This is a genomic window from Geothrix sp. SG200, from assembly GCF_022808935.1.
Classification (GTDB): Bacteria; Acidobacteriota; Holophagae; order Holophagales; family Holophagaceae; genus Geothrix; species Geothrix alkalitolerans.
The window spans coordinates 183061-208334 of the sequence record NZ_JAKZFR010000003.1; the positions used below are offsets into that span (position 1 = coordinate 183061).

The 25274-nt window shown below is 67.3% G+C and carries 17 protein-coding genes and 1 other RNA gene; 7 read left to right on the forward strand and 11 right to left on the reverse strand.

What is annotated here, in order from left to right; genetic code table 11:
• Positions 1 to 144: 144 nt before the first annotated feature.
• From ML539_RS08655 to ML539_RS08675, 5 genes are all read right to left on the reverse strand, one after another.
• Positions 145 to 1809 carry a hypothetical protein gene (locus tag ML539_RS08655; RefSeq protein WP_243322575.1) on the reverse strand — a complete coding sequence of 555 codons (1665 nt, stop codon included), beginning with the start codon at positions 1807 to 1809 and terminating at the stop codon, positions 145 to 147.
• A gap of 158 nt (positions 1810 to 1967) precedes the next feature.
• Positions 1968 to 3923: an Ig-like domain-containing protein gene (locus ML539_RS08660; RefSeq protein ID WP_243322576.1), complete on the reverse strand. Its 1956-nt coding sequence runs from the start codon at positions 3921 to 3923 to the stop codon at positions 1968 to 1970.
• Between the two features lie 182 nt (positions 3924 to 4105).
• Entirely contained in the window at positions 4106 to 5746 is a 1641-nt protein-coding gene (locus ML539_RS08665; RefSeq protein WP_243322578.1) for a hypothetical protein, read from the reverse strand.
• Positions 5747 to 5791: 45 nt separating this feature from the next.
• Entirely contained in the window at positions 5792 to 6637 is an 846-nt protein-coding gene (locus ML539_RS08670; protein WP_243322580.1) for a glycoside hydrolase family 16 protein, read from the reverse strand.
• 88 nt (positions 6638 to 6725) lie between these two features.
• On the reverse strand, positions 6726 to 7913 hold the full coding sequence (locus tag ML539_RS08675) for a XylR family transcriptional regulator (protein ID WP_243322583.1): 1188 nt from the start codon (positions 7911 to 7913) through the stop codon (positions 6726 to 6728).
• A gap of 303 nt (positions 7914 to 8216) precedes the next feature.
• Between ML539_RS08675 and ML539_RS08680 the strand changes: the two genes are divergently transcribed.
• The 7 genes from ML539_RS08680 (at position 8217) to ML539_RS08710 (ending at position 20707) form a co-directional block, all read left to right on the forward strand.
• Entirely contained in the window at positions 8217 to 9830 is a 1614-nt protein-coding gene (locus tag ML539_RS08680) for an Ig-like domain-containing protein (RefSeq protein ID WP_243322585.1), read from the forward strand.
• Between the two features lie 149 nt (positions 9831 to 9979).
• Positions 9980 to 10750, forward strand: a complete 771-nt coding sequence (locus tag ML539_RS08685; RefSeq protein ID WP_243322587.1) for a hypothetical protein — start codon at positions 9980 to 9982, stop codon at positions 10748 to 10750.
• 24 nt (positions 10751 to 10774) lie between these two features.
• Positions 10775 to 14200, forward strand: coding sequence for a TonB-dependent receptor (locus ML539_RS08690; protein ID WP_243322588.1), 3426 nt, complete (start codon positions 10775 to 10777; stop codon positions 14198 to 14200).
• A gap of 24 nt (positions 14201 to 14224) precedes the next feature.
• Positions 14225 to 14812: an outer membrane beta-barrel protein gene (locus ML539_RS08695; protein ID WP_243322590.1), complete on the forward strand. Its 588-nt coding sequence runs from the start codon at positions 14225 to 14227 to the stop codon at positions 14810 to 14812.
• A 41-nt stretch (positions 14813 to 14853) separates the two neighbouring features.
• On the forward strand, positions 14854 to 16314 hold the full coding sequence (locus ML539_RS08700; protein WP_243322592.1) for an MFS transporter: 1461 nt from the start codon (positions 14854 to 14856) through the stop codon (positions 16312 to 16314).
• A complete protein-coding gene (locus ML539_RS08705; RefSeq protein ID WP_243322594.1) occupies positions 16311 to 17285 on the forward strand; it encodes a glycosyl hydrolase family 17 protein in 975 nt (324 codons plus the stop codon). The genes ML539_RS08700 and ML539_RS08705 overlap by 4 nt, the downstream gene beginning before the upstream one ends.
• Positions 17282 to 20707: a hypothetical protein gene (locus ML539_RS08710; protein WP_243322596.1), complete on the forward strand. Its 3426-nt coding sequence runs from the start codon at positions 17282 to 17284 to the stop codon at positions 20705 to 20707. The genes ML539_RS08705 and ML539_RS08710 overlap by 4 nt, the downstream gene beginning before the upstream one ends.
• Positions 20708 to 20778: 71 nt before the next feature.
• Here the strand turns inward: ML539_RS08710 and ssrA are convergent.
• The 6 genes from ssrA to ML539_RS08740 form a co-directional block, all read right to left on the reverse strand.
• Positions 20779 to 21169: a transfer-messenger RNA gene (ssrA, locus tag ML539_RS08715) on the reverse strand.
• Between the two features lie 117 nt (positions 21170 to 21286).
• Positions 21287 to 21490: a 4-oxalocrotonate tautomerase family protein gene (locus ML539_RS08720; protein ID WP_243322599.1), complete on the reverse strand. Its 204-nt coding sequence runs from the start codon at positions 21488 to 21490 to the stop codon at positions 21287 to 21289.
• A 33-nt stretch (positions 21491 to 21523) separates the two neighbouring features.
• The gene (locus ML539_RS08725; RefSeq protein WP_243322601.1) at positions 21524 to 22102 is read right to left on the reverse strand and encodes a DNA-3-methyladenine glycosylase; all 579 of its coding nucleotides are present in this window, start codon (positions 22100 to 22102) and stop codon (positions 21524 to 21526) included.
• Positions 22099 to 22578: a YcxB family protein gene (locus tag ML539_RS08730; RefSeq protein ID WP_243322603.1), complete on the reverse strand. Its 480-nt coding sequence runs from the start codon at positions 22576 to 22578 to the stop codon at positions 22099 to 22101. Before ML539_RS08730 ends, ML539_RS08725 begins: the two co-directional genes overlap by 4 nt.
• Positions 22579 to 22787: 209 nt before the next feature.
• Positions 22788 to 23843, reverse strand: a complete 1056-nt coding sequence (locus ML539_RS08735; protein ID WP_243322606.1) for a hypothetical protein — start codon at positions 23841 to 23843, stop codon at positions 22788 to 22790.
• Between the two features lie 118 nt (positions 23844 to 23961).
• On the reverse strand, positions 23962 to 25209 hold the full coding sequence (locus tag ML539_RS08740; protein WP_243322607.1) for a Glu/Leu/Phe/Val dehydrogenase dimerization domain-containing protein: 1248 nt from the start codon (positions 25207 to 25209) through the stop codon (positions 23962 to 23964).
• Positions 25210 to 25274 lie beyond the last annotated feature (65 nt).

Consider the following 25274-nt stretch of genomic DNA (forward strand, 5'->3'; position numbering starts at 1 on the left):
AATACACGGCTGGTAGTCATGGATGGGAACCGGATGCATGCGGATGCCCTCCGATTGGCTGCTGGTTCCCCGGAATGCCAAAGACCGCGATGATTCAATAGATCCAAATCCCCGGAATCGGTGGCTGATCATGTGGGGGGAGCGTCAACGAACTTCCATCGTTCCCCGCCTCAAGTGGTCCATGGAGATGCAAAAGGATTGCAGCGCCTGACCAGGAATCACCACGGGAGCCCGGAGGATGCCCACCTGGAGGGTGTAGATGATGGCGCGTGGAGTCGGGTTGTAGGCGATGACGATCAGGTGCCTCCCGTCCTGGCGGAGGGCGGCGGTGGCGTGGAGGCCCTCGGAATCAGGGCCCTGCGGGGAGGTTGAAACCCGCACCACCCGGTCCCCAGGCTGGAGGTAGCGGCTGAAGTGCGCCAGCACGTAGTAGAGGGGGGTGACGTGGGTCTCGCCGCTGGTCGTATCCACCATGATCGGCGCTGCGCAGAAGTTGTTCACGTGGTTCGGACCGCCGCGGCGGTCCAGCACGATGTTCCAGTCGATCCACCCCACGAAGCCGTGGTTCAGCCCTTCCAGCAGGTCCAGGGCGTAGCGATGTACCGGGGAGTACCTCGGGTGGGCAGGCCGCTCCTCCGGTGGCGCCCAGTAGAAGCCCCAGTCCGTGGCGGAAGCCCCCCACCACCAGGCCTCGTTCTTCCAGCCCCGGAAGGCACCGCCGGGTGAGCTGTCCTCGGTGCCGATGGCATCGATGCACCCTTCCGTGTGGAGCAGGGCCTTGGTGGGGTAGCTGGCCCGGAGGTGATCCAGGAGTTCCGTCCGGACGCTGTTGGTGGTGCTGTACCAGTGGAGGCCGGTGCCCCAGACAAAGGCGGCGGCGGACGGATCGCCCAGCACCGCCTCGCTGAACCGGAGGGCGTTGGCGTCGCGGTTGTGGTCGAACTGGATGAGCTTCACCCCGGCAAGCCCATGCTTCGCGAACTGAGGCCCCAGATGGAGCTTGATGTAGTCGCGCAGGCCCTCGGCAGTGAATTCCATGCTCTCCCACTGACCGCCGTTGCCCACCGGCTCATTCTCCGGCGTGACTCCCCAGATGGGCACGCCTTCGGCGCGATAGGCCTGAAGGTACTTCACCATGTAGCGGGCGAAGGTATCCCAGTGTTCGGGAAGCAGGGTTCCGCCACGGCCCTGTCCGTACCAATCGCGGTTGTCCTTCATCCAGGCGGGCGCGGTCCATGGACTTGCCACCACCTTCAGGCCGGGGTTCCGGGCCAGGGCGTCCTTGATGAGTGGAAGAAGGGCGTACTCGGGATCCCTGGCCTCTCTGAACCCCCGTTGGTCGGGGGCGATGCTGAAGTGTTCCAGGGCTGAGTCTTCGGGCACATCGTCGTAGGAATAGCGGCCCGTCAGGCAGAAGTCGCAGGCGCCGATGTGGGTGCGAGCCATGGTGAAGCGGGCACCGGTGGGGCCGAAGAACCGGTCGAGGATGCGGCCCCTGGCCGGCTTCGCCAGGTGAGCCAGGACGTAAGCCGAGGACTCCGTCAGGCCGCCGCCGATGCCCTCGAGGGTCTGGCGCTGGACGGAAGGATCCACGGTGACGGTGACACCCCTGGAGGGACTGCCCTTGGTGAACTTCAAGCGGGGCATCTGCCGGAAGCGGTCACCCGCCGCACTGGTCTGGACGAACTCAGCCAGCCTGGGGCCGAGGGGCGCGGGTTGTTCGGTGGCGGGGCGGGGCGTCCCGGCCACCAGCAGGCTGGCCGAGGCCGCACCGAAGGCCAACAGGAGGAGGAACCTGGAGGAGGGCATGCCGCCTGCTCCTTTCATCAATGCCCGCCGGGGAGGCGCCCTTGGGATGCGGCGGCCATGGCCAGGGGCGGCGCGGCCTGAGGGGTTAAACCCACACGCCGTCCTGGAGGGTGCCTCCAGAACGGCGTGCAGGGGGCATTCACAGGGCCCGGCCTTGCTCAATGGAAATAGATGTTGTCCAGGTAGAAGCGCCCGCCGGAGGTGGTGTCGAACTTGAGCTGCCGGATCGTGGTGAGGTCAAAGCCGCTCTGGGTGATGGGGATTTCCAGGTCCGCCCAGGCGCCCTGGGTGAGCGGCCCCGAGGGGATGGCGTACTCCGTCGCGGCGTTGATGGGGTAGACGTTGATGCTGGCGCCGTCGGGGGTCCAGTAACTGATGTGGAGCGTGTTCTTTCCGGTGATGTCGAGGGCGCCGGCCACGCCTCCCGTGGGGGAGACGTTGATGCCCTGGTAGTTCACGAGGTTCATCAGCTTGATGGTCTTGCCGGCGACGGTGGCGTCCGAGATGGATCCACCTTGGCCCCAGTTGGGATTCCAGTCGCCCACGGCGATGTTGGTATAGGTGCCGCTGCTGTTCAGGAGGGAGATGACGCTGGCGGCGGCCAGGCTGGGTGCGGGCGGCAGGGTGGTGGGGACGGTTGGGGCGTGGAAGTAGATGTTGTCCAGGTAGAATTGGCCAGGTGCCGAGGCCACGAACTTGAGCTGGCGGATCGTGGTGAGGTCGAAGCCGGGCTGGTCGATGGCGATGTCCAGGTCGGTCCAGCCGCCCTGGGTGAGGGTGCCGGCGTCGATGCCGTACTCCGCGGAGGCGTTGATGGGGAAGATCTGGAGGTTGGTGCCGTCGGCGGTCCAGTAGCTGAGATGCAGGATGTTCCTGCCAGTGATGTTCAGCACGCCGGTGCCGCCGGGATCCCCGCCGTTGGAGGAGATGGCCACGCCCTGGTAGTTCACGAGGTTCATCAGCTTGAGCGTCATCCCGTTGATGGTGGTGTCCGTGATCGAACCGCCCTGACCCCAGTTCGGGTTCCAGTTGTCCACCGGGACGTTGGTGTAGGTGGCGCTGCTGTTGTAGAGGGAGAGGACCTGGGCTGCGGGCTGGGTGGGGGCGGTCGGCGCGTCCGTGGGTGCCACGGCCACCGGTGAGGCCAGGGGCGGGGCGGAGGGCTGCGAGGTGCCCAGGAAGCAGACGGGCCCCACGAAGAAGACCTGGTCGGAGCCCGGTACATCCCCGAAGTTGGGGAACAGAGACACCTTGTTGTAGGTGTAGCTGAAGTCGAGGGGATTGGTGCCGGCGGACGGGAGGGCCATGTCGAAGGTGAGGGTCTGCCAGCCGAGCGTGGCGGTGGCGTCGCTCTCCACGGAGTGCCCGCCGTTGCTCGCATCCTCGACCTTGAGCTTGATGCTCGCGCCGGCGACGGGAGCATAGACCACGGCGGTCAGCTTGGTGTGGAGGCTGGAGAAGGGAATGGCGCCCACCGAGTCCAGGTAGCCCACCGAAAGGGTGGTGCCGGCCCAGAACTGCGAGCCCGCGGTCTTGTTGACCTGCAGCACCGGTGTGGACGGCCCGCCTGCCGGAGGGGCGGAGGCGGGGAAGGTGGACACGGTCCCGCCGAAGTCCGTGGCCTTGTAGGTGAGCCCGGCGGTGTTGAAGTCCAGCACGGCGTACTGGACCGGCACGCTCACCGTGTTGAAGGCCTGGGAGGTGGCGGTGGCGGCCGTGTTGAGGTTCCCGGCCAGGTCGCTGAAGGAGCCGGCTGGGACGCTGATGTCCATGGTGCCGCTGCTGTCGGGCGTGGGGCTCACGAGGAGGGTGTAGTGGGTGGGATCGACTCGGACCAGAGAGGTCGCGGCCGTGCCGTTGGTGACGACCACATCGCCCAGGGTGAAGCTCGTGCCCACGGACTCACTGAAGGTGAAAGTCACTGTGATGGGGGCAGAAACCGCGGAGGCGCTGGTGCCGCTGAGGGTGACAGTGGGAGGGGTCGTGTCGGCCGGCGTGGGCGCCGGGGCCGGGCTCTTGGACTTGCTGGAACATCCCACCGAGAGGGCGGTGAAGGCGGCTACGGCCAGGAGCGATCCAGCCAGGAGCATGCTCCGAGTGCGATCGGTCTTCATGTGCTCTCCTTCTGTCGGGTTCGGCTGAAGGCCGAACGGGAACGGGAAACATGTGTTGGGAATCTGTGGCACGTTCAGCCGCAAGCCAGGCCGAAAGGCGGAGCCATCGCGAAAAGTGCTCCCAGGCTGTTCTCAAAAAATTGGTGGATCAATGGTCTTTTTTGATTTTTCGGAGGCGAAGTTTACGGGGTTCCGCCACCGATCCGGATGGGGTCGGCCCAGGTCCCGGGATAGAGGAAGCGCTGGGCGCCAAGGGTGCGTACGAACCGTCCGAATCGCAGATCGACTCCCGCGTAGATGGCCACCATGGGACAGCCGTCAGGCAGGGTGCATTCGTCCGGGATCGTCTGCTCGGACCGCCCCGGAGCCAGCGGGTGGACGCGGGCCTCCGCCCGGTCCCAGCCCTTGTGGAAGGCGTAGGCGACCCGGAGTTCCGAACCGAGGGTGAACGGTCCCTGCTGGCGCACCCGAAAGGTCACGGGAAGGTTCCGGACCCCCTCGAGGTTGGTGACAGGCGTCGCGAGCTCCAGAGTGGGCCACTGGAGGGGTTCCGGGCCCGTCAGCACCATCAGGGTCTCGACCTTGAGCACCCGTCCCCTCCCGTCCCGGGCCTCCAGCACCAGCTCACGATCCAGGAGGGGCTGGCCCGCGAATGAGACGCGGCCTTCCGCATGCCCGTGGCGGTCGGGAGTCAGCTCCAGGATCACCCGGTCCTCGTGGATCACCCGGAGGCGCCTCACGGAAGGCTGGCAGAACGCCTCGATGGGCACCTCGTTGCGGTAGAAGGTCTGGTTCTTGGGAGAGGTCACCAGGGCTTGGTTGTACTGGCGGATGGCGTGCCAGGCGGGCCGCGGGAGCCCCTCCTCGTCGGCCAGGCTGGCGAAGCCCAGGAGGCCGAACCACTCCTCCGCCTCGTCGTTGTGGATCCCGGGTTCGCCGGCCTTCCACCAGCCGTCCGCGTAGTAGAACGGGCACAGCCCGGTGACCCCCGCGTCCAGCAAGTCCCGCGTGTTCCGCACCAGGGCCTCCGCCTGCTCCTGCAGGGTGTTGCCGCCGTAAAGGCCGCCCCCCCGGCGCGATACGGAGCGGCCGAATTCGGTCAGGAGAACAGGCCTGGAACCGCCAAGGGCCTCGGTGATGGCGCGCTGAGCCTGCGCGAAGCCCACGGTGAAGTTGGCACCGTCCTTGTAGTCGTAGGCATTCCGGCCGTACACGTCGAAGAGGTTCATGTCCAGCCACTCGGTGATGGCCGTGTTGCCGGAGATGGTCACAGGCACGCCCGGGTGCAGCCGGTGGATGAGCTCGATGGCCTTCCGCCAGAGGTCGCGCGTGGCGCCGGCCCCCACCTTGCGGAGGTGCTCGGGCATGGGCTCGTTCATGATCAGGTAGGTGATCACGCAGTCGTACTTCCTGGTGTAGGCCACCACGCGCTGGATGAGGGCCAGGTCCCTGGCCACCACGGCCGCGTCTGAGAAATCCTCATCAGGCTTGAGCCAGATCCCGAACACCATCTTGAGGCCGGAGGCCTGAACCACCTTGAGCTCGGCCTCGGACATCTGGGACCAGGTGCGGATGCCGTTGAAGCCCGCCGCCTTGATCCGCGCCAGATCCCGCGCCACCTGGCCCAGGTCGCGGGTGGCGGTCCCGTAGGGGGTTTCCCCTGGTCTCGCCCCGGACTCATATCCCAGGGCGTTGATCAGCCATCGGCGGCCGTCCAGGTAGTACCACCCGTCCTTGAGCTCGATTCGGGGTGGACTGGAGGCCCGGGCGGATGTCCAGGGCAGGCAGGCGAGGGCGAGCAGGAGCGCGAGGAGACGCGGCATGGACATCCTCCGGATGGGAGGCCCGCGGGCTGAGGGCGGCCCGTCCTAGGAGCGGCGGTAGACGCGCACGTAGTCCACCAGCATCTGCTGGGGGAAGACCGTGCTGCTGTCCGGGGAACCGGGCCAGTTGCCCCCCACCGCGACGTTCAGCAGGATGAAGAACGGATGGTCGAACACCCAGAGCGCTCCGTTCTTCGGAAGGTCCGCCGGAGTGCGGGTGACGTACAGGAAATTGTCCACGTAGAACCGGATCTGGGTGCCCTCCCACTCGACCGCATAGGTGTGGAAGGCATCCGCGTAGGTCCCGGTTCCCAGCTGGCTGCCAGTGCTGAGGCCCGAGGCGCCGCTGTAGCCGGGGCCGTGGATGGTGCCGTAGATCCAGGACGGCTGGGAGCCGATGCTCTCCATGATGTCGATCTCGCCACAGGTGGGCCAGCCGTTGGAGCTGATGTCGGTGCCGAGTAGCCAGAAGGCCGGCCAGATCCCGCGCCCCGAGGGGATCTTGATGCGCGCCTCGAACCGGCCGCTCGACTGGGAGAAGAGGCCCTGGGTCTTGAGCCGGGCCGACGTGTAGCTGCTGGGGATCCCATCGCCGCCTGTGTAGTTCTCCTTCAGGGCGGTGATCACCAGGTTCCCTCCCTGGACCACCACGTTCTGAGAACGATTGGTGTAGGACTCCAGCTCGCCGTTCCCCCAGCCTCCGGCGCCCAGGTCGTAGGTCCACTTGGTGGGGTCGGGGGCGCTGCCATCGGCGCCGTTGAACTCGTCGCTCCAGCTCAGCACCCAGGTGCCGCCGGATGGGGGCGGGCCCGCCACCTGGGGCGTGGAACTGCCGCCACAGCCCAGGAGAAGGAGCACCGCGGCCATGGAGAGCAGGTGCATGGGCTTCATGGAACCTCCGTTGGAACCGACAGGCCCCAGCATGAGGTCACAAAAAGAGGCGATTAAATAGTCTTTTTTAGTTTTCTGCGGTCCGTTTTCAACGCTTGAAGACCCGGGACCGGTAGAGGGCGGGCGTGACCCCTGTCTCCCGCTTGAAGAACCGGCAGAAGTAGGTGGCCGACGTGAACCCGCAGGCCCGGCCCACCTCCTCGACCGAGAGGCTGGTGTTCTCCAACAGGCGCTGACCCCGGTTGAGGCGCACCCGCAGCACCTCGCCCGCCACGGGGCGACCCAGGTGCTTCTTGAAGAGGCTGTCGAGGGTCGAACGGGAGCACCCCGACAGTTCGCAGACCTGCTCGACCGAGATGCCCTGGCAGGCCCGGTCGCGGATGACCCGGGATGCGGCCACCACGACTGGGTGTTCGGCGGTGGTGATGTCGGTGGACTGGCGCTCCACCACCCGGAGGGGGGGATGGTAGTACAGCTTGGGTTCGATCACCTCGCCGTCCAGCAGGCGCATGAGCATGTCGGCGGCCCGTTGCCCGATGCCCTCGGTATCAGGGGCGATGCTGGTCAGGGTCGGGCGGCAGAGGCGGCAGAGGATGTCGTCGTTGTCCACGCCGATGACGCAGACCTCCGCCGGCATGGCGATGCCCTGGTCCCGGCAGGCGGTGATGATCTGCTGGCCCCGGCTGTCGTTGCAGGCCAGGATGGCCACGGGCTTGGGAAGCTGGGCCAGCCAGGCCGCGAGCTCGGGCTCGTACTCGAGTCCCCGCCGCTCCTTGAACTGGGCCTTGATGCTGGCGGATACCTTGGTGGAGGGCTGGTAGACATGCGGGCTGCGGCCCCGCCGCTGGAGGATCGCAGAGAACGCGTCCGAACGCCGGTCGGAGAAGAAGAGTCCCGGGTAGCCGCAGAACGCAAGATGGATGAACCCCGCTTGGAGGAAGAAGTCGACCGCCATGTGGGCCACCACGTTGGGGTCGGTGTCGAGCACTGGGGAGCCGGGGCAGTTTCCTTCCCCCTGCACATCCACGAGGGGCACGCCCAGGGCGGTGATCTGGCGGCCCAGGTCGGGCGTGGTGATGAAGCCGATGACCCCATCGATGTTCCCCTTCTTCAGCCAGGACGGCAGGCGCATGAACTCGGCGCGCTCGTAGGGGAAGATCAGCAGGTCGTCCCGTTCCAGGGCATAGGTGGCCACCCCACGGCAAATGCCCCGGCTGTACCCGCCTCCAGCGGGCACCAGCAGCGCGATGTGACGGATGGGAGGCATGGCGATCATGTTACCTCCGGCCCCCAGGTGTTCCCGCCCGGGCGGAGGGGCACCGGAAAATTGGCGCTAAGGAAACCAAAAAAGACCATATACAAGTCCAATTTTAGAATACAGGCTTGCCCAGTCTTCTTTGATTCAGGGGATTGTGACCGTCCCACCTGGGGCTCGCCGACGACCGTTGGCCTCCCGGTCGGACTGGGCAGGATTCCCGGAGACCCGGTCGGAAGGCGCCATGGACCCCCAGGCTGTCCCCGCCCCCCCCAGCAGCTTTTCTGATCCCTGCCCCATCGCGCCCCTCACAAGGAGAGCAACATGACGACCCAGCACTTCCGAGGCGTTCTGGCACTTCTGGTAACCACGGCCCTGGCCCTGACGGTCGATTGCGGCGGGACCACCAAGCCCAATACCTCCTCGGCCTACCTCTCGGTGGATCCCGTGACCCAGACCCTGTATCCGGGACAGGCCACCCAGCTCCGGGTCACCCTGCACGCCCCGGATGGATCGAGCTCCCAGGTGAGCTCGGGGGTCTCCTTCCGCGCTTCCGCGGACGGCGTGGCCACCGTGAGCGCCTCGGGCATCGTGACCGGGGTCGCGATCGGGATCGGGACCGTCACGGCCACCCTGGACGGGAAGTCCGCTGATGCCGTGGTGAAGGTGACCCCCCTGTTCCCCGGACCCGTGTTCATCGACGACTATGCCAGCGGAGTTGCCTTCGCGCCCTTTGGCGGCTCCACGAACAGCCTCAGCGTCGATCCCCTGGAACACCACTCCTGGGCCACTTCCCTCAAGGTGGCCGTGCCCGCCTCCGGCTACACCGGTGGGACGCTCAAGGTCGCTTCCCCCCAGAACATGTCCCTGTACAACGCCGTGACCTTCTGGGCCAAGGCCAGCACGCCGACCTCTCTGGCGGTGGCGGGCTTCGGGGATGACGCGGCGGGCGACGTGCGCTTCAAGGCCGAGCTATCCGGCCTTCCGCTTTCCACCGAGTGGGCCAAGTTCGTGCTGCCCATCCCCGCGCCCGCGAAGCTCAGTGGGAACACTGCCCTCTTCCACTTCGCCCAGGGGAGCTCCGGATCCGCCTACGCCATCTGGTTCGACGACATCCAGTACGAAGCGCTTCCCGCTTCCGAGCTGGGCGCTCCCACGGCCGCAGCTGTGGGCTGGACGCCCATCAACATCGACCTCGGCCGCACCGCCAAGCTGCCCAGCGGCAACGGCAGCGGAAACACCGCGACCTTTACCCTTCCCAGCGTGACCCTCACCAACCTCGGCATCGGGTACTTCGACCTCACCTCGAGCAACCCTGGCATCGCCCTCCCGGGCACGGACGGCACGGTGAAGGGACTGGCCTTTGGAACCGCGCAGTTGACGGCCACTCTGGGCGGCGTGCCTGCCGGGGTCGGGACCGTGACAGTGGCGCCTGCGACGCCCACCACCCTCCCGCCTGCACCCACCCTCCCGGCCAGCAGCGTGATCTCCCTGCTCACCAAGGTCTACCCGAACAGTCCCGTGGACACCTGGAGCGCCTCCTGGGGCGTGGTGGGCGGCCACTCCGAGATGGTCATCGTCGGGCAGACCATGCAGAAGTACGCCAACCTCGGCTACGCCGGCATCGAGTTCACGAACCACCAGGTCGACGCCAGCCAGATGGGCTACTTCCACGTGGACATCTGGACCCCCGACATGAGTGCCTTCCACGTCAAGCTCGTCGACTTCGGGGCCGATGGCATCTACTCACCCTCTGTGGATGACACCGCCTTTGAGATCACCGTTCCCGTCACGGCCCTGAAGCAGTGGCAGAGCATCGACCTGCCGCTGAGCTCCTTCACCGGGATGAACTTCCGCAATCAGGCCCAGATCGTCATCGTGGGCGAGCCCTACCAGGCCGGAACGGTCTTCCTCACCAACGTCTACTACCACAAGTAGGCCGGAGGCTGGCGGCCCGGCGATTCCGGACCGCCAGCCTCCGGCCGGTTGGGGAAGGCTGCCTGCCGCCGACCGCTCTGAACCGATTCCAGAACCGCATTCAAGTTTCGTCCAGGGGCCACGCGCCTGGGCAACCACGGGAGGAAGACATGACCAAGGCATTGAACGCGCTCCGCAGTGGGCTCCTGGTGTGCATGTGCGGCTCGCTCATGCCCCTGGCCGCCCAGGAGGAGACGGGGTTCTCGAAGGCCTTCAAGTTCCGCCTCGGGTACGCCCCGAGTCCCAAGGATCATCTCCGCGCGCCCTATTCCGGGTTCAGCCTGGACCTGGGCTACGGGCTGGGTCTGGGGCGGATCGGTCTTGAATTGGGCTACATCTACAAGACCGGCGACAACTACTTCACCCAGGCCGATCGGTCGCTGCTCTCCTCCTCCCAGCTGCCTGCGAATCCCGCCAAGTCCATGGAGGACAAGCGGAACCAGTTTGCCGGGTTCACCGTGCGCACGACCTTCAGCCGGGACCTCGGAGGGGATTGGCGGTGGCAGGCCGGTGTCCAGTTCGGTGGCACCTTCACCCACCAGTACGTGGGCGACACCCAGAGCAGCCCTTGGGACGCGACCACAGGTGCCGCGGGCTGGCGGGACTTCTACCTGGGCGTTCCCACCAAGGGTGGTCTGAACCCTTCGCCCTTCGGGGGCGTCACTTGGAAGGTGGACAAGGACTCGAGCGTGGAGCTGAACCTCATGCTCCTGAACTACACGGCCCTTGAGTACCACCACTTCGCGGGAACCGGGACGGTCTACGCGAACAGCGCCTCAGGGCCCTACTCCGATGGGACCACGGTCTACCCCCACGACCGCCTCGACAAGACCCGCAGGGTCGTGCCGCACTTCGAACTCGCCTACGTGTTCCGTTTCTAGGCCCCCGCACCCAGGAGATCGACCATGAAGATGCGATACACCCTCCAGCTCCCCGTCCTGGCGGCGGTTCTCGCCGGTGGCGTGAGCCTCGTCGCCCAGACGACCACCGGGGCCGTTCGCGGGCGCGTCACCGATGAGGCCGGCCGCCCGGTGGCCGGCGCTCGCATCGCCTTCGAGAGCCCGGCCCTCTTCCAGACCCGCACGGTGGTTTCCGAGGCGGGTGGGGCCTACCACGCCTTGCTGCTGCCGGTCGGGAACTACACCATCCGCGTCAGCGCCGAGGGCAAGCTCGGTAAGACCGTGAAGGACTTCCGCGTGGGCGTGGGCTCCGACCTGTCCCTTCCGTTCGTCCTCAAGTCCCAGGAGACCGCCTCGGCAGTGGTCGAGGTGACGAGCACCACCACCGCCGCGGAGGCCAAGACCAGTGACAAGGTCTCGGTGAACTACTCCGCGGAGCAGCTGCTGAAGCTGCCCGTGTCCATGCGGGGCTTTGACGACATCACCAACATGGCGCCCGGCGTGGCCGGCTATGGCACTGGAGCTCGCGTCCGCGGCTCGGACGCGAACCAGATCCTCTACAGCATCGATGGCATCAACGTGAAGGACGATTCGGGCCTGGCCGCCTCCCTGTACGCGCCGCTGCCCGACTCCATCGAGGATGTGCAGGTGGTCTCCTCCGCCCTGAATGCGCGAAACGGGCTCGTGTCCGGCGGCCAGGTGAATATGGTCACCAAGAGCGGCTCCAACAGCTTCGAAGGCACCGTGCGGGCCAACATGTCCCGCGCCTCCATGGGGGCCGACTACTACCTCACGAACGCGTCCAATAACAGCAACCTGCTCCGGGAAGACCTGACCCACACCCTCGATGTGCTCCTGAGCGGGCCCATCCTCAAGGACCGCCTCTGGTTCACCCTCGGCACCCGGTTCACCCCCTCCCAGGCCACCACCGGCCTGCTGGGCTACACGGTGACGGGGATCCGGGCCGGGCAGTCCAGCCCGATCCCATGGAATACCGTCAGCACCATGCTCCATCCCATGTCCACCTACGGCCTCAACCCGGGCGTGGACTCGGCCGTGAACGCCGGCCCTGGCGGGAACTACATCGTGAGCCCGGAGGATGCGGGCACCCAGCTCAGCTCATCCATCCGGTTCCGCAAGCTCGAGGGCAAGCTCACGGGCATGGTCACGCCCAACCACGCCCTCAGCGTGACCTACCTCACGGAGAAGACCACCCAGGGTGGTGTCCAGGGCCAGAAGAACACCGATCCCTGGGAAGGCAACATCCTGCGGGGCATCGGTTCGATGACCACGGAAACCAAGGCCTACACCCTCTCCTGGAACGGCGTGCTGGCACCCAACTGGACCGTGGAAGCCCGGGCGACCCATGCGGATGTGTCGGCCTATGACGTGCCCAATCCCAAGCCCGGAGTGGCCGTCGCCGGCTACTTCTCCACCGGCGATCCCACCCTCATGCTCCGGGGCGAGACGGGCCCGCACTCCTGGCTGGGCTCCCCGGACAGCTACGACTTCGGCCCGCTGCTCACCAACATGAGCACCTACATCAACCCTCTGAAGCGGGGGAACGACACCGTCTCTGTGAACGTGAAGACCATCCAGGACTTCCACGGAAGCCACGACATCGATTTGGGCATTGAGCGCGTGGCCACCCTCTACAACTTCGGCCGGACCAAGTACGGCAACCGCGGCGTCTTCACGGGCGGCTGGTACCTCGACCCCTCCACGGGTCAGTACCTCTACCCCGTGTTCCGCCGTGGCGAACCCGGAACGGATCCCACGGAGATCCTCCAGATCGGTCCAGGGGAGGATCCCGTGGCCAACGGCTGGGCGGCCTGGGGCAACATGCCCAACGGCCTGGGCACCCAGGCCCCCTTCATCCACTGGGAAGCGATCCGCGGCCCCAGCGCCCACATGGAGCGGTTCTTCGACAACCCCGGCGACTCGAGGAACAGTACCACCTCGTTCTATGCGAACGACAACTGGACCGTGAACGCCAACTGGAACCTCATGGTGGGCGCCCGGTTCAACAAGCTCGTGATGGAGGACCAGGGCGGCAACAAGCTCCAGGACATGACCATCTTCGAGCCCCGCTTCCTCCTGAAGTTCAACCCCGACGGGCAGAACAAGGAGGTCTACTCCATCTCGGTGGCCAAGCTCGCCTCCGCATACTCAGATGCCATCGCCAACAACTTCCGGGGCAACGCCTGGGAAGTGCGCACCGTGCACCTCTGGAGCGGCGCCGCCCTCGGCACCCTGCAGCCCGGGTTCGACACCCCTGGCGCCGCCTCGGACGCCCCGGTCGGAACCTACAACGGCTACACCTACACTGGCCAGAACATGAACGGCGTGCGCTTCGTCGACTACGCCACCCTCACCAACCCCGACAACTACGGACCGGCCTACGACATGCTCGATGCCCGGCAGACCTACCTGGCCCCGGGGCTGAGGGCGCCCTACGCCATCGAGGTCGGCCTGGGCTACCTGAGGAACTACGACACGGGATACTTCCGCCTCAACGCCACCCGGCGCGTCTACAAGGACAACATCGTCGGGCCCATCCACGACTACGGGATGGACAGCATGGTGCACATGGTGAGCCCCGCTCCCGGCGATCCCCTGCGCATGTGGAAGCAGAAGACCATGTGGCTGAATTCCGAGTTCAACCGCATCTACACGGGCCTCGAGGTGGCCTTCCAGAAGCAGCTCAGCTCGCGCTGGAGCGTCATGGGGTCCTACACCTGGGACCAGTCCACCGGTACCAACGACCTGGACTACTACAACTACAAGACGCTCCGGGAGAAGCTGCTCACGCCGGCGCAGCAGAAGGCCGCGGTGGGGCAGGGCGTCCTCAGCCGCAACCAGATCTCCCACCTCTTCCTGACCTACACCCTGCCGGTCGGGAAGGGCAACGTCTCCTTCTCCCTGAAGGCCGACACCTGGACCGGCGGCGTCATCCAGGCCCAGGGCTGGACGGACTACCGCACCCTCCCGGGCTTCGCCAACTTGCAGCTGCCCACGACGATCGGCGGGCAGCGCGTCATAGATGTGGACCAGCGCACCGGGAACTGGCAGACCTTCTTCCCCACCTACTACGGCGACATGGGGGCCTTCAAGACGGGCGTGGACTACTACCAGGTGGGCGCCCAATTGCAGTGGGACATCCCCCTCGGGGTCGGGAAGGTGCACCTGATCGGCTATGTGAAGGTGGACAACATCTTCAACCACATGGTGATGACCAACGTGTACGGCTACTTCACCGGCGATTCGCCGAACCAGAACGCCAACGTGGCCCCCGGCAGTCCCATGGCCCTCTTCATCAGCAACCGCTACTACGGGCAGACACCTGGGGATGTGGGCGCCAAGTACGGTGACTACAACCTCGGGTACGGCGGACGCCGGGTCGGGGATTTCAGCATCGGGTTCAAGTTCTAACCAGTCGACGAGAAGGAGCCACCCATGAACCTCGCACGCACCTGCCTGCTCGGCCTCCTGGCCCTCCCGGCGCTCGCCCAATCCTCGCCGTTTTCGGTCGGCGGCGGGCTCATCCTTGGCCTGGATAGCTACAAGAAGGCCGTCAACAGCAGCACCGGATTCACCCTCAACGCGGGCTACGACACGAACCTGCTGAAGTCCGGGGTGCCTGCCCGCATCAGCTTCGGCCTCAGCCTGATGCCAGGCAAGGAGACCAACGGGCTGAAGACCTCCCTCACCCTGTACCAGCTGGCCGGGGACATCCTGGTGGACACCGGGGCCCGCAACCTCCGGGGTGTCATCGGGCTCTCCCTGAACAGCTACACCGCCAAGTTCTCGGGCCAGGAGAGCCCCGCCGTCTACGACGTGGACCACCACTTCCCCTTCCATGACGCCAAGGGCCTGAAGGGCGGCCTGCGCCTCGGCCTGGAATACGCCACCGGGAGCCACTGGTCCGGTCAGGTGCTGCTCCAGACCACCGAGCTGTCGGGGCGCGACCGCAACGATCCCCTGATCCGGAGGGGCGGCATCAATCCCGCGTGGCTGGAGTTCGGGGTCCGTTACCGCTTCTGAGGAGGGGGACCCCCCCCACCCGCCACCCCTGGGAGGACGACATGACTGGACAGGCCCCGGACACGGGATCGGCGACCGACGGCCGCCTCTCCTTCCGCGAGAAGGCGGGCTATGCCCTGGGTGACTCCGCCTCGAACTTCTACTGGAAGACCTTCGAGTTCTTCATCATCTTCTTCTACACGGATGTCTTCGGCATCTCCGCGGCCGCCGTGGGCACCATGATGCTGGTGACCCGGGTGGTGGACGCGGTGGCCGATCCGCTCATGGGTATGGTGGCGGACCGCACCCGCACGCGCTGGGGCCACTTCCGACCCTACCTGATCTGGTTCAGCGTGCCCCTGGCGGCGGCAGGCGTCCTCACCTTCACGACCCCGAACCTCGCGCCCGGCGGGAAGGTGGCCTATGCCTACGTCACCTACTGCCTGCTCATGATCCTCTACACGGCCGTGAACATCCCCTACAGCGCCCTCTTGGGCGTGATGACGCCGAACTCCAAGGAGCGCACTTCGCTGGCCTCCTACCGCTTCGTGGGCGCCTTCTCCGTGGCCGTCGTCGTCCAGTACTGCACGCCCAGCCTCGCCCAGTGGTTCGGCATGGCGCCGGCCCTCCGGGCCCAGCAGTCCTTCCTGTCCCACCCCATCGGTTGGACGCGATGGGTCCTGTCCAAGGAGTTCCTGGCACTGCCTTCGGACCCGGCGCGCGGCTGGCAGTTCACCATGGTCCTCTACGGGATCCTGGCCGTGCTGTTGTTCCTGCTCTGCTTCTTGACCACCCGGGAGCGCGTGGCCCCGCCTGCGAATCAGGGCGCCGACTTCAAGGGCGACCTCAAGGCGCTGCTCGGCAGCCGGTCCTTCGTGGTGATGCTGGCGGTCTGCGTGGTGATGATCACCTCCTTCGTGCTGAAGGGTTCCGTCTCCGCCTACTACTTCAAGTACTTCGTGCACCGGAACGACCTGCTGGGGCCCTTCCTGGTGAGCAACGCGCTGGCCTTCCTGGGGGCGGTCATGCTGGCCCCGGCGCTGGCCAAGCGCTTCGACAAGAAGGCCCTGTTCATGGCCTCCATTGGCATCGGGGGGGCCGTCATCGCGGGGTTCTGGTTCGCCGGGCCCGGGGACATCCCCGCGATGTTCCTCCTCCAGATCGCCTCTAGCTTCATCATCGGATTCAACTCGCCCCTGCTCTGGGCCATGTTCGCCGACACCGCCGACGATGCGGAATGGCGCACCGGTCGACGCAACACAGGACTGGTCTTCGCCTCGGCCATCTTCGGCACCAAGATCGGTCTGGCCATGGGAGCCTGGGTGACAGGCATCATCCTCACCGCCTTCGGCTATGTCGCGAACGTGGAGCAGACCGCGCGCTCCCTCACGGGCATCCGCCTGTCCATGAGCTTCATTCCGGCCGCTCTCCTGGTGGCCGCGGCGCTGATGATGAAGGCCTACCCCCTGGACGATGCCACCATGGTCCGCATCGAGCAGGACCTGAAGGGCCGCAAGTCATGATCAGGCGGACCCTCCTCGCGGTCGCGCTCGTGCTGTCCGGGGCCCTGCGGGCCGGCGGACCCGACCTCGCCAAGCCGGGCTGGCAGGGGCGCGCCCTGTGCTACTCCGGGTACCGGCGTGGCCAGGATCCTGACAAGGGTCGCTTCCCCACCCAGGCCCAGGTGCTGGAGGACCTGCGCATCCTCGAGCGCCACTGGCAAATCATCCGCCTCTACGGCTCCGACCAGCACAGCCGGGACGTGCTCGAGGTGATCCGGTCGCAGGGGATCCGGCTCAAGGTCATGCTCGGCATCTGGCTCAGCGGCAAGCCTGGGAAGGCGGCGGCCAACCGCCAGCAGGTGGCCGAGGGCATCCGCCTCGCCCGGGCCTATCCCGAGGTCGTGATCGCCGTCAGCGTGGGCAACGAGACCCTCGTGGAGTGGTCCGATCACCGCCTCACGGAGCCGGAGGTCATCGGTTTCGTGAAGGAGGTGAAGGCTGCCGTGCCCTGCCCGGTGACCGTCGCCGATGACTACCTCTACTGGTGCAAGCCCGGCAACCGCCTCGTCCCGCACCTGGATTTCATCACCCTGCACAGCTACCCCATCTGGGGCCGGCAGGACATCGACAAGGGCTTCAGCGGCACCATCGACAAGCACGCCGAGATCCAGCGCCTCTATCCCGGCAAGCCCGTGGTCTTCGGCGAGGTGGGCTGGGCGACCTACACCGTGGGCGCCAAGCACACGCCCAGGGCCGGGAGCGAGGCCAAGCAGGCCCGCTACCTCCAGGAAATGGAAGCCTGGGCCCGGCGCGAGGGCGTCACCACATTCTTCTTCGAGGCCTTCGACGAACCCTGGAAGGGAGAGGGCACCGAAGGCCACTGGGGGCTCTTCACGGTGGACCGGAAGGCCAAGCCCGCCGTTCAGGCCCTCTACCCCGACCTGAAGCCGGAAGGGCCGACCTCCCCCACGTACCCCAAGGAGGCACCATGACCTTTCCGGGTGCCGTTGCCCGGGTGAATGGGAGGCCAGCCGAAGCGCCTGTGACGGGCGAACTGGTGGAACTCGATGGCGTGCGCTGGTTCCGGGTGGCCAACCTGGACGGCCTGCCCCCCTTCTTCATGAGCCTGGTGAGCGACAGCGACCACTGGCTCTTCGTCTCCAGCAACGGTGCGCTCACAGCCGGCCGACGGGATCCTGACCACGCCCTCTTCCCCTACCACGCCGATGACCGCATCCACGACAGCCAGGAGCACACCGGCAGTAAGACCGTGGTGCGCGTCCGGGCCGGCGGAGGCTTCCAGCTGTGGGAACCCTTATCGCAGCGGCTCGAGGGCCTCTGGCGGGTCCGGCGGAACCTCTACAAGAGCCTGCTCGGGAACCGCATCCTCTTCGAGGAGGTGAACGAGGACCTCGGCCTGTCCTTCCGCGTTGGCTGGACCACCAGCGAGCGCTTCGGCTTCGTCCGCCAGGCGGAGCTGAGGAACCTGGGCACCGAGGCGGTGGAGCTGGACCTCCTGGACGGCATCCAGAACGTGCTGCCCGCAGGCCTGGGCTGGCGGTTCCAGCTGGAGTACAGCACCCTCGGCGACGGGTACAAGCGCACCGAGTGGCTGGCGGAAGGGGGGCTGGCCCTCTTTCGGCTCAGTTCCCTTCCTGCGGACAAGCCCGAGCCCGCCGAGGCGCTGCGCGTGAACGTAGCCTGGTCCACGGGCCTGGAGGCCGGCGCCCGCCTCCTGAGCAGTGGCCAGATCGGAGCCTTCCGCCGAGGGAAGTCGCTGATCTCCGAGCAGGACCTGCTGGGCCGCAGAGGCGCCTTCCTGCAACAGGCGTCCCTGGAACTACCCGCGGGCAAGGCCCGATCCTGGCTGGTGGTGGCGGATGTGGACCTGGACGCCGCGGACGTGATCGCCCTCCGCCAGACGATCCAGGGGGCGGAGGATCCCGCCGCGCTGGTGCTGGCGGATCAGGCCAGGGGAGAGGCCGGGCTGGCCCGACGCGTGGCCGCGGCCGACGGCTTCCAGGCCACTGCCGACGAGCGCATGGATGTCCGCCACATCTCCAACACCCTCTTCAACCTCATGAGGGGAGGCATGCCCGCGGACGGCTACGGCATGCCCCGGAGCGACTTCCAGGCGTTCCTGGCCGCCTCGAACCAGGAGGTTGCCGGCAGCCACGACGCCTTCCTCGGGAACCTCCCCGATCGGATGGACCGCGAGATTTGGCTGGCCCGCCTTGCCGCCACCGGGGATCCGGACCTGGAGCGCCTGGCGCGGGAATATCTCCCCTTCACCTTCAGTCGGCGTCACGGCGATCCCAGCCGCCCCTGGAACATCTTCTCGATCCAGGTGCGCCACCCAGACGGCCGGCCCATCTTCGCCTACCAGGGCAACTGGCGCGACCTCTTCCAAAATTGGGAGGCGCTGGCCTTCTCCTTTCCCGGCTACCTCGAGGGCATGATCTTCAAGTTCCTCAATGCCTCCACCGCGGATGGGCATAACCCCTACCGGGTGCTGCGCGAGGGCTTCGACTGGGAGACGGTGGATCCGCACGATCCCTGGAGCTTCATCGGGTACTGGGGGGATCACCAAGTGATCTACCTTCTCAAGCTGCTGGAGGCCTCGGAGCGGTACCGCCCGGGCGCCCTGGCGGGGCTGCTTGGGCGGCGGCTCTTCACCTACGCCGACGTGCCCTACCGGATCCGCCCCTATGAGGCGCTGCTGGCGGATCCCAGGGCCACCATCGACTTCGACGCGGAGGCCCACCGGGTGATTCTGGCGAGGGCCGCCCAGCTGGGTTCCGACGGCAAGCTCCTTCCAGGCCGCCAGGGGCTGGAGCGCGCCACCCTGGCGGAGAAGCTGCTGCTGGTGGCCCTCGCCAAGCTGGCCAACTTCATTCCCGGAGCCGGCATCTGGCTGAACACCCAGCGCCCCGAGTGGAACGACGCCAACAACGCCCTGGTGGGCTCCGGTGTCTCCGTGGTCACCCTGGCCTACCTCCGGCGCTACCTGACCTTCTGCCAAGCCCTTCTGGCTGGGGTGGGACCTTATGAGGTCTCCGCCGAACTCGGGCGGTTCTTCCGGCGGGTGGGCGAGGCCCTGGAGGCCTACCGGCCGGCACCCGGCGTTCCCGTGGACGACCATGGCCGCAAGGTCCTGCTCGACCTGGTCGGGCAGGCCGCCTCAGCGTACCGCGGCGGCATCTACACTTCTGGCTTCTCGGGTGAGCGCACCCTGCTGCAGGCTGGTGAGGTCCAGGCCTTCCTCTCCTCCGCCCTGGCCCACGTGGATCACAGTCTCCGCGCCAACCGCCGGGAGGACGGCCTCTACCACGCCTACAACCTCCTGAGGCTTGAGGGGGACGCCATCGTGCTTCGGCGCCTCTATCCCATGCTCGAGGGCCAGGTGGCCGTGCTGAGCTCCGGCCTTCTGGGAGGCTCGGAGGCTGCGGACCTCCTGGATTCCCTTCGGGCCAGCCCCCTGCGGCGGCAGGATCTAGGGAGCTACCTGCTCTATCCAGACCGCACCCTGCCCTCCTTCCTCGACAAGAATCAGCTGCCTCCGGATGCGGAGGGTCGATCAGAGCTGATCCGGGCCATGCTGCGCGGCGGCGACACCCGGCTCGTGAAGCGGGATCCCCAGGGGCGCCTGCGGTTCAACGCAGACCTCCGGAGCGCACGGAGCCTGGCTGAGGCGCTGGACCGGCTCGCCACCTCGGAGTTCGGCTCCCTGGCGGTGCGGGAGCGCGACCTCCTCCTGGACCTGTACGAAGCAACCTTCGACCACCAGTCGTTCACCGGCCGGTCTGGGACCTTCTACAAGTACGAGGGCCTGGGCTGCATCTACTGGCACATGGTGTCCAAGCTGCGGCTGGCCGTGGACGAGGCGCTGCTTGCGTCGGACCTGACCCCTGCACTCCGGGCCCGCCTGGAGGCCCACGCCGAGGACATCCGCGAAGGGCTTGGCGTCCATCGTGGCCCCGCGGAGTACGGCGCCATCCCGACGGATCCCTACTCCCACACCCCCGGGTTCGCCGGGGCCCAGCAGCCGGGCATGACCGGGCAGGTGAAGGAGGACTTCCTCGCCCGGTTCCTCGAGCTGGGGGTGTCTGTGGAGGATGGGCGACTTGGTCTCCATCCACACCGCATCCCGCCTGGCCTCCTGCTCTCCGCCGCCCGCCCCTTCCGCTGGCAGGACGTCAGGGGCCAGTGGCAGGAGGAGCTACTGGCGCCGGGGTCGCTGGCCTTTACGATCTGCCAGGTGCTGGTGGTCGTGAGGTCCCTCACCGCCGGGCGCCTCCGTCTGGTGGAAGCCGACGGGACCAGCCGGATTCTCGACGAGTGTCGGCTCAGCACCGTGGACTCGGCCGCCGTATTCATGCGAACCGGCCGTGTGGCGCGGCTCGAGGTAGGTTGAGGCTATCGGGCTCGTCCCACGATTCTTATGCTTCCCACCACAAAAAAGCCCCCGCGAGCGGGGGTTTTTTGTGGTGGAGGTGGTGGGACTCGAACCCACGTCCAAGACATGCCGGATGGCGGCTCTTCCACAGGCTTGGTCCGCTCTTGAAACCTCCCGGCGGGGAACGGACGAGCCGCTCGGGACGTGTGCCCCCTGGTCTCGGCCGCCGTCAGGGGGCGTCGCGGCGGCCCATCTGGTGCCTCTGTCCGGCAGGCCGAAGCCACCCTTTCAGAGGTTTAACGAGCCCGGTACCCAGAGATCCCGGGGACTCGCTCGGAACCTAGGTTGCCCTAGGCAGCGAGAGCCAGTTCGAAGTTATCGTTGGCAGTTTGTTTTGGGCGGCTTGATGAGGGGGCCAGCCGTCCAACCCCCGCCTGCACCAGGCACCCGGATCACGACCTGTCGAAACCGGTCACCCCCGTGTGTGGTGATCACCTCCCGAGGAAGGGCGGTGCCGTCGTCTCGTTCCCCCTCAAGGGTGCGAATCGGGCGGATCCTGAGTATGGGGGCGGGAGAGCGCCTGCACAAGGCTCCGCTTCAGTGCCCCTGCTTCCGCCGGGCGGTGACAGTCTCGCCGCCGATGCCCCAGTTGTCCGTTTCCACCTCGTCGATGACGACGAGGGTGGTCTGGGGATTCTTGCCCAGCACGTCCACGAGGAGCTGGGTGGCGCCCTGGATGAGCCGAGCCTTCTGGTCGGCGGTGGCGCCTTCGCGGGTGATGCGGATGTTCACGTAGGGCATGGCGGCCTCCTGGACGTCTCCAAGATAGGCACCTCAGCGAGGGAGGAGGGCGGCCCGCTGCAGCACGGCCCGGCTGTCCCCGTCGGCGAAACGCCAGAGGCGGGCCTGATCCTCGGGGGTGGCGAAAGCGATGCCCAGGCGCGGGCCCTTGAGAATGGCTGCGGGGGCCGGGCCGGGCCGCAGCTCCAGGCCGCCGGGGGCCAGGAGGTCGTGGCCGTCGAAGGCGCGGTCGAGGCCCAGGGCCTGGGCCACCTTGCCGGGTCCCGCGCAGAGCTGGGGCGAGGCCTTGGCCGCCCGACGCCGCGCCAGCACGGTCTCGAGCCCGGAGACCACCTCCGCCCCGCGGATGAGCACGGCGGAAGCCTCGCCTTCGGGGCCCGTCACCACGTTCAGCATCCAATGCATGCCGTAGCAGAAGTAGAGGTAGGCCCGACCCGGCGGCCCCCACATGGGCGCGTTGCGGGGCGTGCGCCCGTGGCGGGCGTGGCTGGCGCTGTCCCCGGGCCCGCCATAGGCCTCCACTTCGGTGATGCGCAGGACGACGCCTTCGCGGGCGAGGTGCGCGCCCAGCAGGCCGGGCGCCGCGTCCTGGACAGGGCCGGCGAGGTTCATCGCCCCATCAGGCCGCGGCCCCGGAGGAAGGCCTCCAGGTCCGCGGCGGCTGGGGCCTCCAAGGCCCGCTCGGGCACAAGCACGGCCTGGGAGGGGCCAACCCGGAAGATCCAGAATCCGCTGCGGCGGACGACCCGGGTGAAGGCGCCCCAGGGCAGGCCGCCCTCGGTGGCCGTCGTGCTCAGGGAGAGGCCTTCGTCGTCCAGGCGCACCTCCATGGGCGGGTAGGGCTGGCTGCCGCGGCGCCGGCGTCCCCAGCGGAGCACCGCCTCCGGAAGGGCGATCAGGAGCAGGCCGTTGAAGGCCAGGAAGAGGCCCGGGCCCGGCTGTCCAGGCGCGAGCCCGATCCGGCCGAGGCCCCCCATCAGCAGCAGGGCGCCGCACAGGACCGACAGGGCGTACCAGAGGCGCTTGAAGGCGCGGGTGCCCCGCAGGGCCTCATCGGGCGTCAGGGTGTAGGTGGCCGTGATCTGCATGGGCGCCCCGGAAGGCTAGGGCCGCTGCGCGGCCCTAGCAGAGAAAGGATTCCACGAGAAAGGGCCCGCAAGCGGGCCCTTTCTCCCTTAGTCGAACCGCGAAGCGATTCGAGACTGCGGGCGTGGCGACCCACGCCGGCATGATTCTGATCCGTGCGGGGCCCCGCTTCGTGAAGCCCCCCGGGCTTCACTGCGCGACCCGCATCGAATCAGACCTCGTCGAAGAAGTAGGGCTTCAGCACCTGGATGCGCTGCTCGAAGTCGTCCGGGTGGATGAAGTGCAGGGCGGCGGCCACGCTGGAGAGGAGGCTGTTGCCGTCCTGGGGGGTGAAGCAGAAGCCCACCACGCGGGTCTCGCTGGGCATGGTGAGGGTGCTGAGGGGGATCACGGTCTGGTTGAGGATGCGGCCGTAGTGGCCCTGGTCGCGGCCGAAGGAGAACACGGTGTTGGCGTCCTTCTTCTCGGTGATGGCGATGCGGTCGTTGGCCTTGATGCGGGCCTTGAGGCTCTCCAGCGTGGTGGGGCGCTTGAGGCGCAGGTCGAACCAGAGGCTGTGCATGTACTGGGTGGAGAGCTTGATGGCGCTGCTGAAGAGGTTCAGCTCCAGGCCGCGGGTCTGGAACAGGTGGTAGGCGTCCCGGGCGTGGTGGGTGCCGAACTTGCCGTCCTTGTGGGTGCCCACCTGGGGCGCGGGGCAGAAGTCCTTCACCTGGCTGATGTCGTTCGCGCGGCGCATGCAGACAAAGCTGCCTTCCAGCAGGTTGTCGTCGCCCTCGGCCAGGGCCAGGGTGTCGATGATGCAGGAGAGGTTGTGGGTGTTGCAGCTCACGACCTGCACGTACTGGCCGCTCTTCTTGAGCACGTCGTCGTTGATGCCGCGGGCGTACATGGTGCCGAAGCCGAACTCGCTGCCCTGGGCGATGAAGCCCTTGGTGTTGTGCTCGTAGTGGGTGTAGAGCTTCTCCTTCATGTCCAGGCCCTTGGGGCTGCAGTCGATGACGACCGTGGCGTCGTTGAGGGCCTGGTCGTGCAGCATGGCGGGCTCGATGCCCCAGGCCTTGAAGCCGTCGACCTTGTCGGCGTCCACCACCAGCTTCGCGCCGCGGCGCAGCAGGGCCTTCACCTTGGGGCGGTCGCTGACGCTGTTCTTGTGGAACGTCACGTCATCGATGCCCAGTTCCTTCTTGTACTCGGTCAGCAGGCCGATCAGCGGCTCGCCGATGGTGCCCGTGCCGACCACGTGCACGATGTTCTTCTTGGACATGGGTCCTCCCTGGCCGGATTTTCGGGACGCCCCCCGGCCCAACTGAGGATTTTCCCAGGCGGCCGTAGGAAAAGCCACCCGCAAACGCCGGATGCGGATCCCTTGTGACGGGGAATCCCTACCATCCCCTCAATTCGTTGGCCTTCCGGACGCGGTCCAGGGCCAGGACCAGGGCCCCGGTGCGCCAGGTGCAGTGGTGCCGGCGCACCTGCTCCTCGACGTCGCGGAAGGCCTGGAGGAGGACCTTTTCTTCCTTCTCGAAGATCTCGGCCTCCTCCCAGAAGAGGTGCTGGAGGTTCTGCACCCACTCGAAGTAGGACACCGTGGCCCCGCCGGCATTGGCCAGGATGTCGGGCATCAGCAGGATGCCCCGCTCGAGGAAGATCCGGTCGGCCTCCGGGGTGGTGGGGGCGTTCGCGCCCTCGACGATGAGGCTGGCTCTCACGGTCGGGGCTGTGGTTTCGGTGAGCACCCCGCCGAGGGCCGCGGGGACGAGGATGTCGCCCTCCTGGGCCCAGATCTCGACGGAATCGAAGGGTTCGCCGCCCGGGAAGCCTGCCACGGTGCCCCGGTTCTGCCGTGCGTGGGCCAGGAGGGCCGGCACGTCCAGGCCCTCCTGGCGCCGGACCGCGCCGCCGAGATCGGCCACGGCCACCACGCGGGCGCCCATCTCGTGCAGGAAGCGCGCGCTGTGGCCCCCCACGTTGCCGAAGCCCTGGAGGATCACCCGGGCGCCCCTCAGGTCGCGGCCCAGCACGCGCGTCCAGGCTTCCCGTGCGCAGAGGGCCACGCCCCGGCCGGTGGCGGCCTCGCGGCCCTGGCTGCCGCCCAGCTCCAGGGGCTTGCCCGTCACGCAGGCGGGCTGGTGGCCGTTCTTCCGGCCGTACTCGTCCATGACCCAGGCCATGATCTGGGCGTTGGTGTTCAGGTCGGGGGAGATGATGTCCCGGGTGGGGCCCAGCACCATGGAGATCTTGGAGATGTAGCGGCGCGTGAGCATCTCCAGCTCGTGCGGGGACATCTTCGAGGGGTCGCACTGGATGCCCCCCTTGGCGCCGCCGAAGGGGATGTTCACCACGGCGGTCTTCCAGGTGTTGAGGCTGGCCAGGGCCCGCACGTCGTCCAGGGCCAGGTCCGGGTGGAAGCGGATGCCGCCCTTCTGGGGGCCGCGCACGCCGTTGTGCTGCACGCGGTAGCCCTTGAACACGCGCAGCGTCCCGTCCTCCATGCGGATGGGCATGGCCACGGTGATCTCCCGGTAGGGCGTCTTGAGGAGTTCGCGGAGCTCGTGCGAGAAGCCCAGGATGTCCGCGGCCTCGTCGAACTGCCGGTTCACGTTCTCGAAGAGGTTGGTCTGCCCGGCCATGGGTGCCCCTCTCGCGCCCGGCCGACGCCGGGCCGCCCCAAGCATAGCGCGGCCCCGGGGGACCG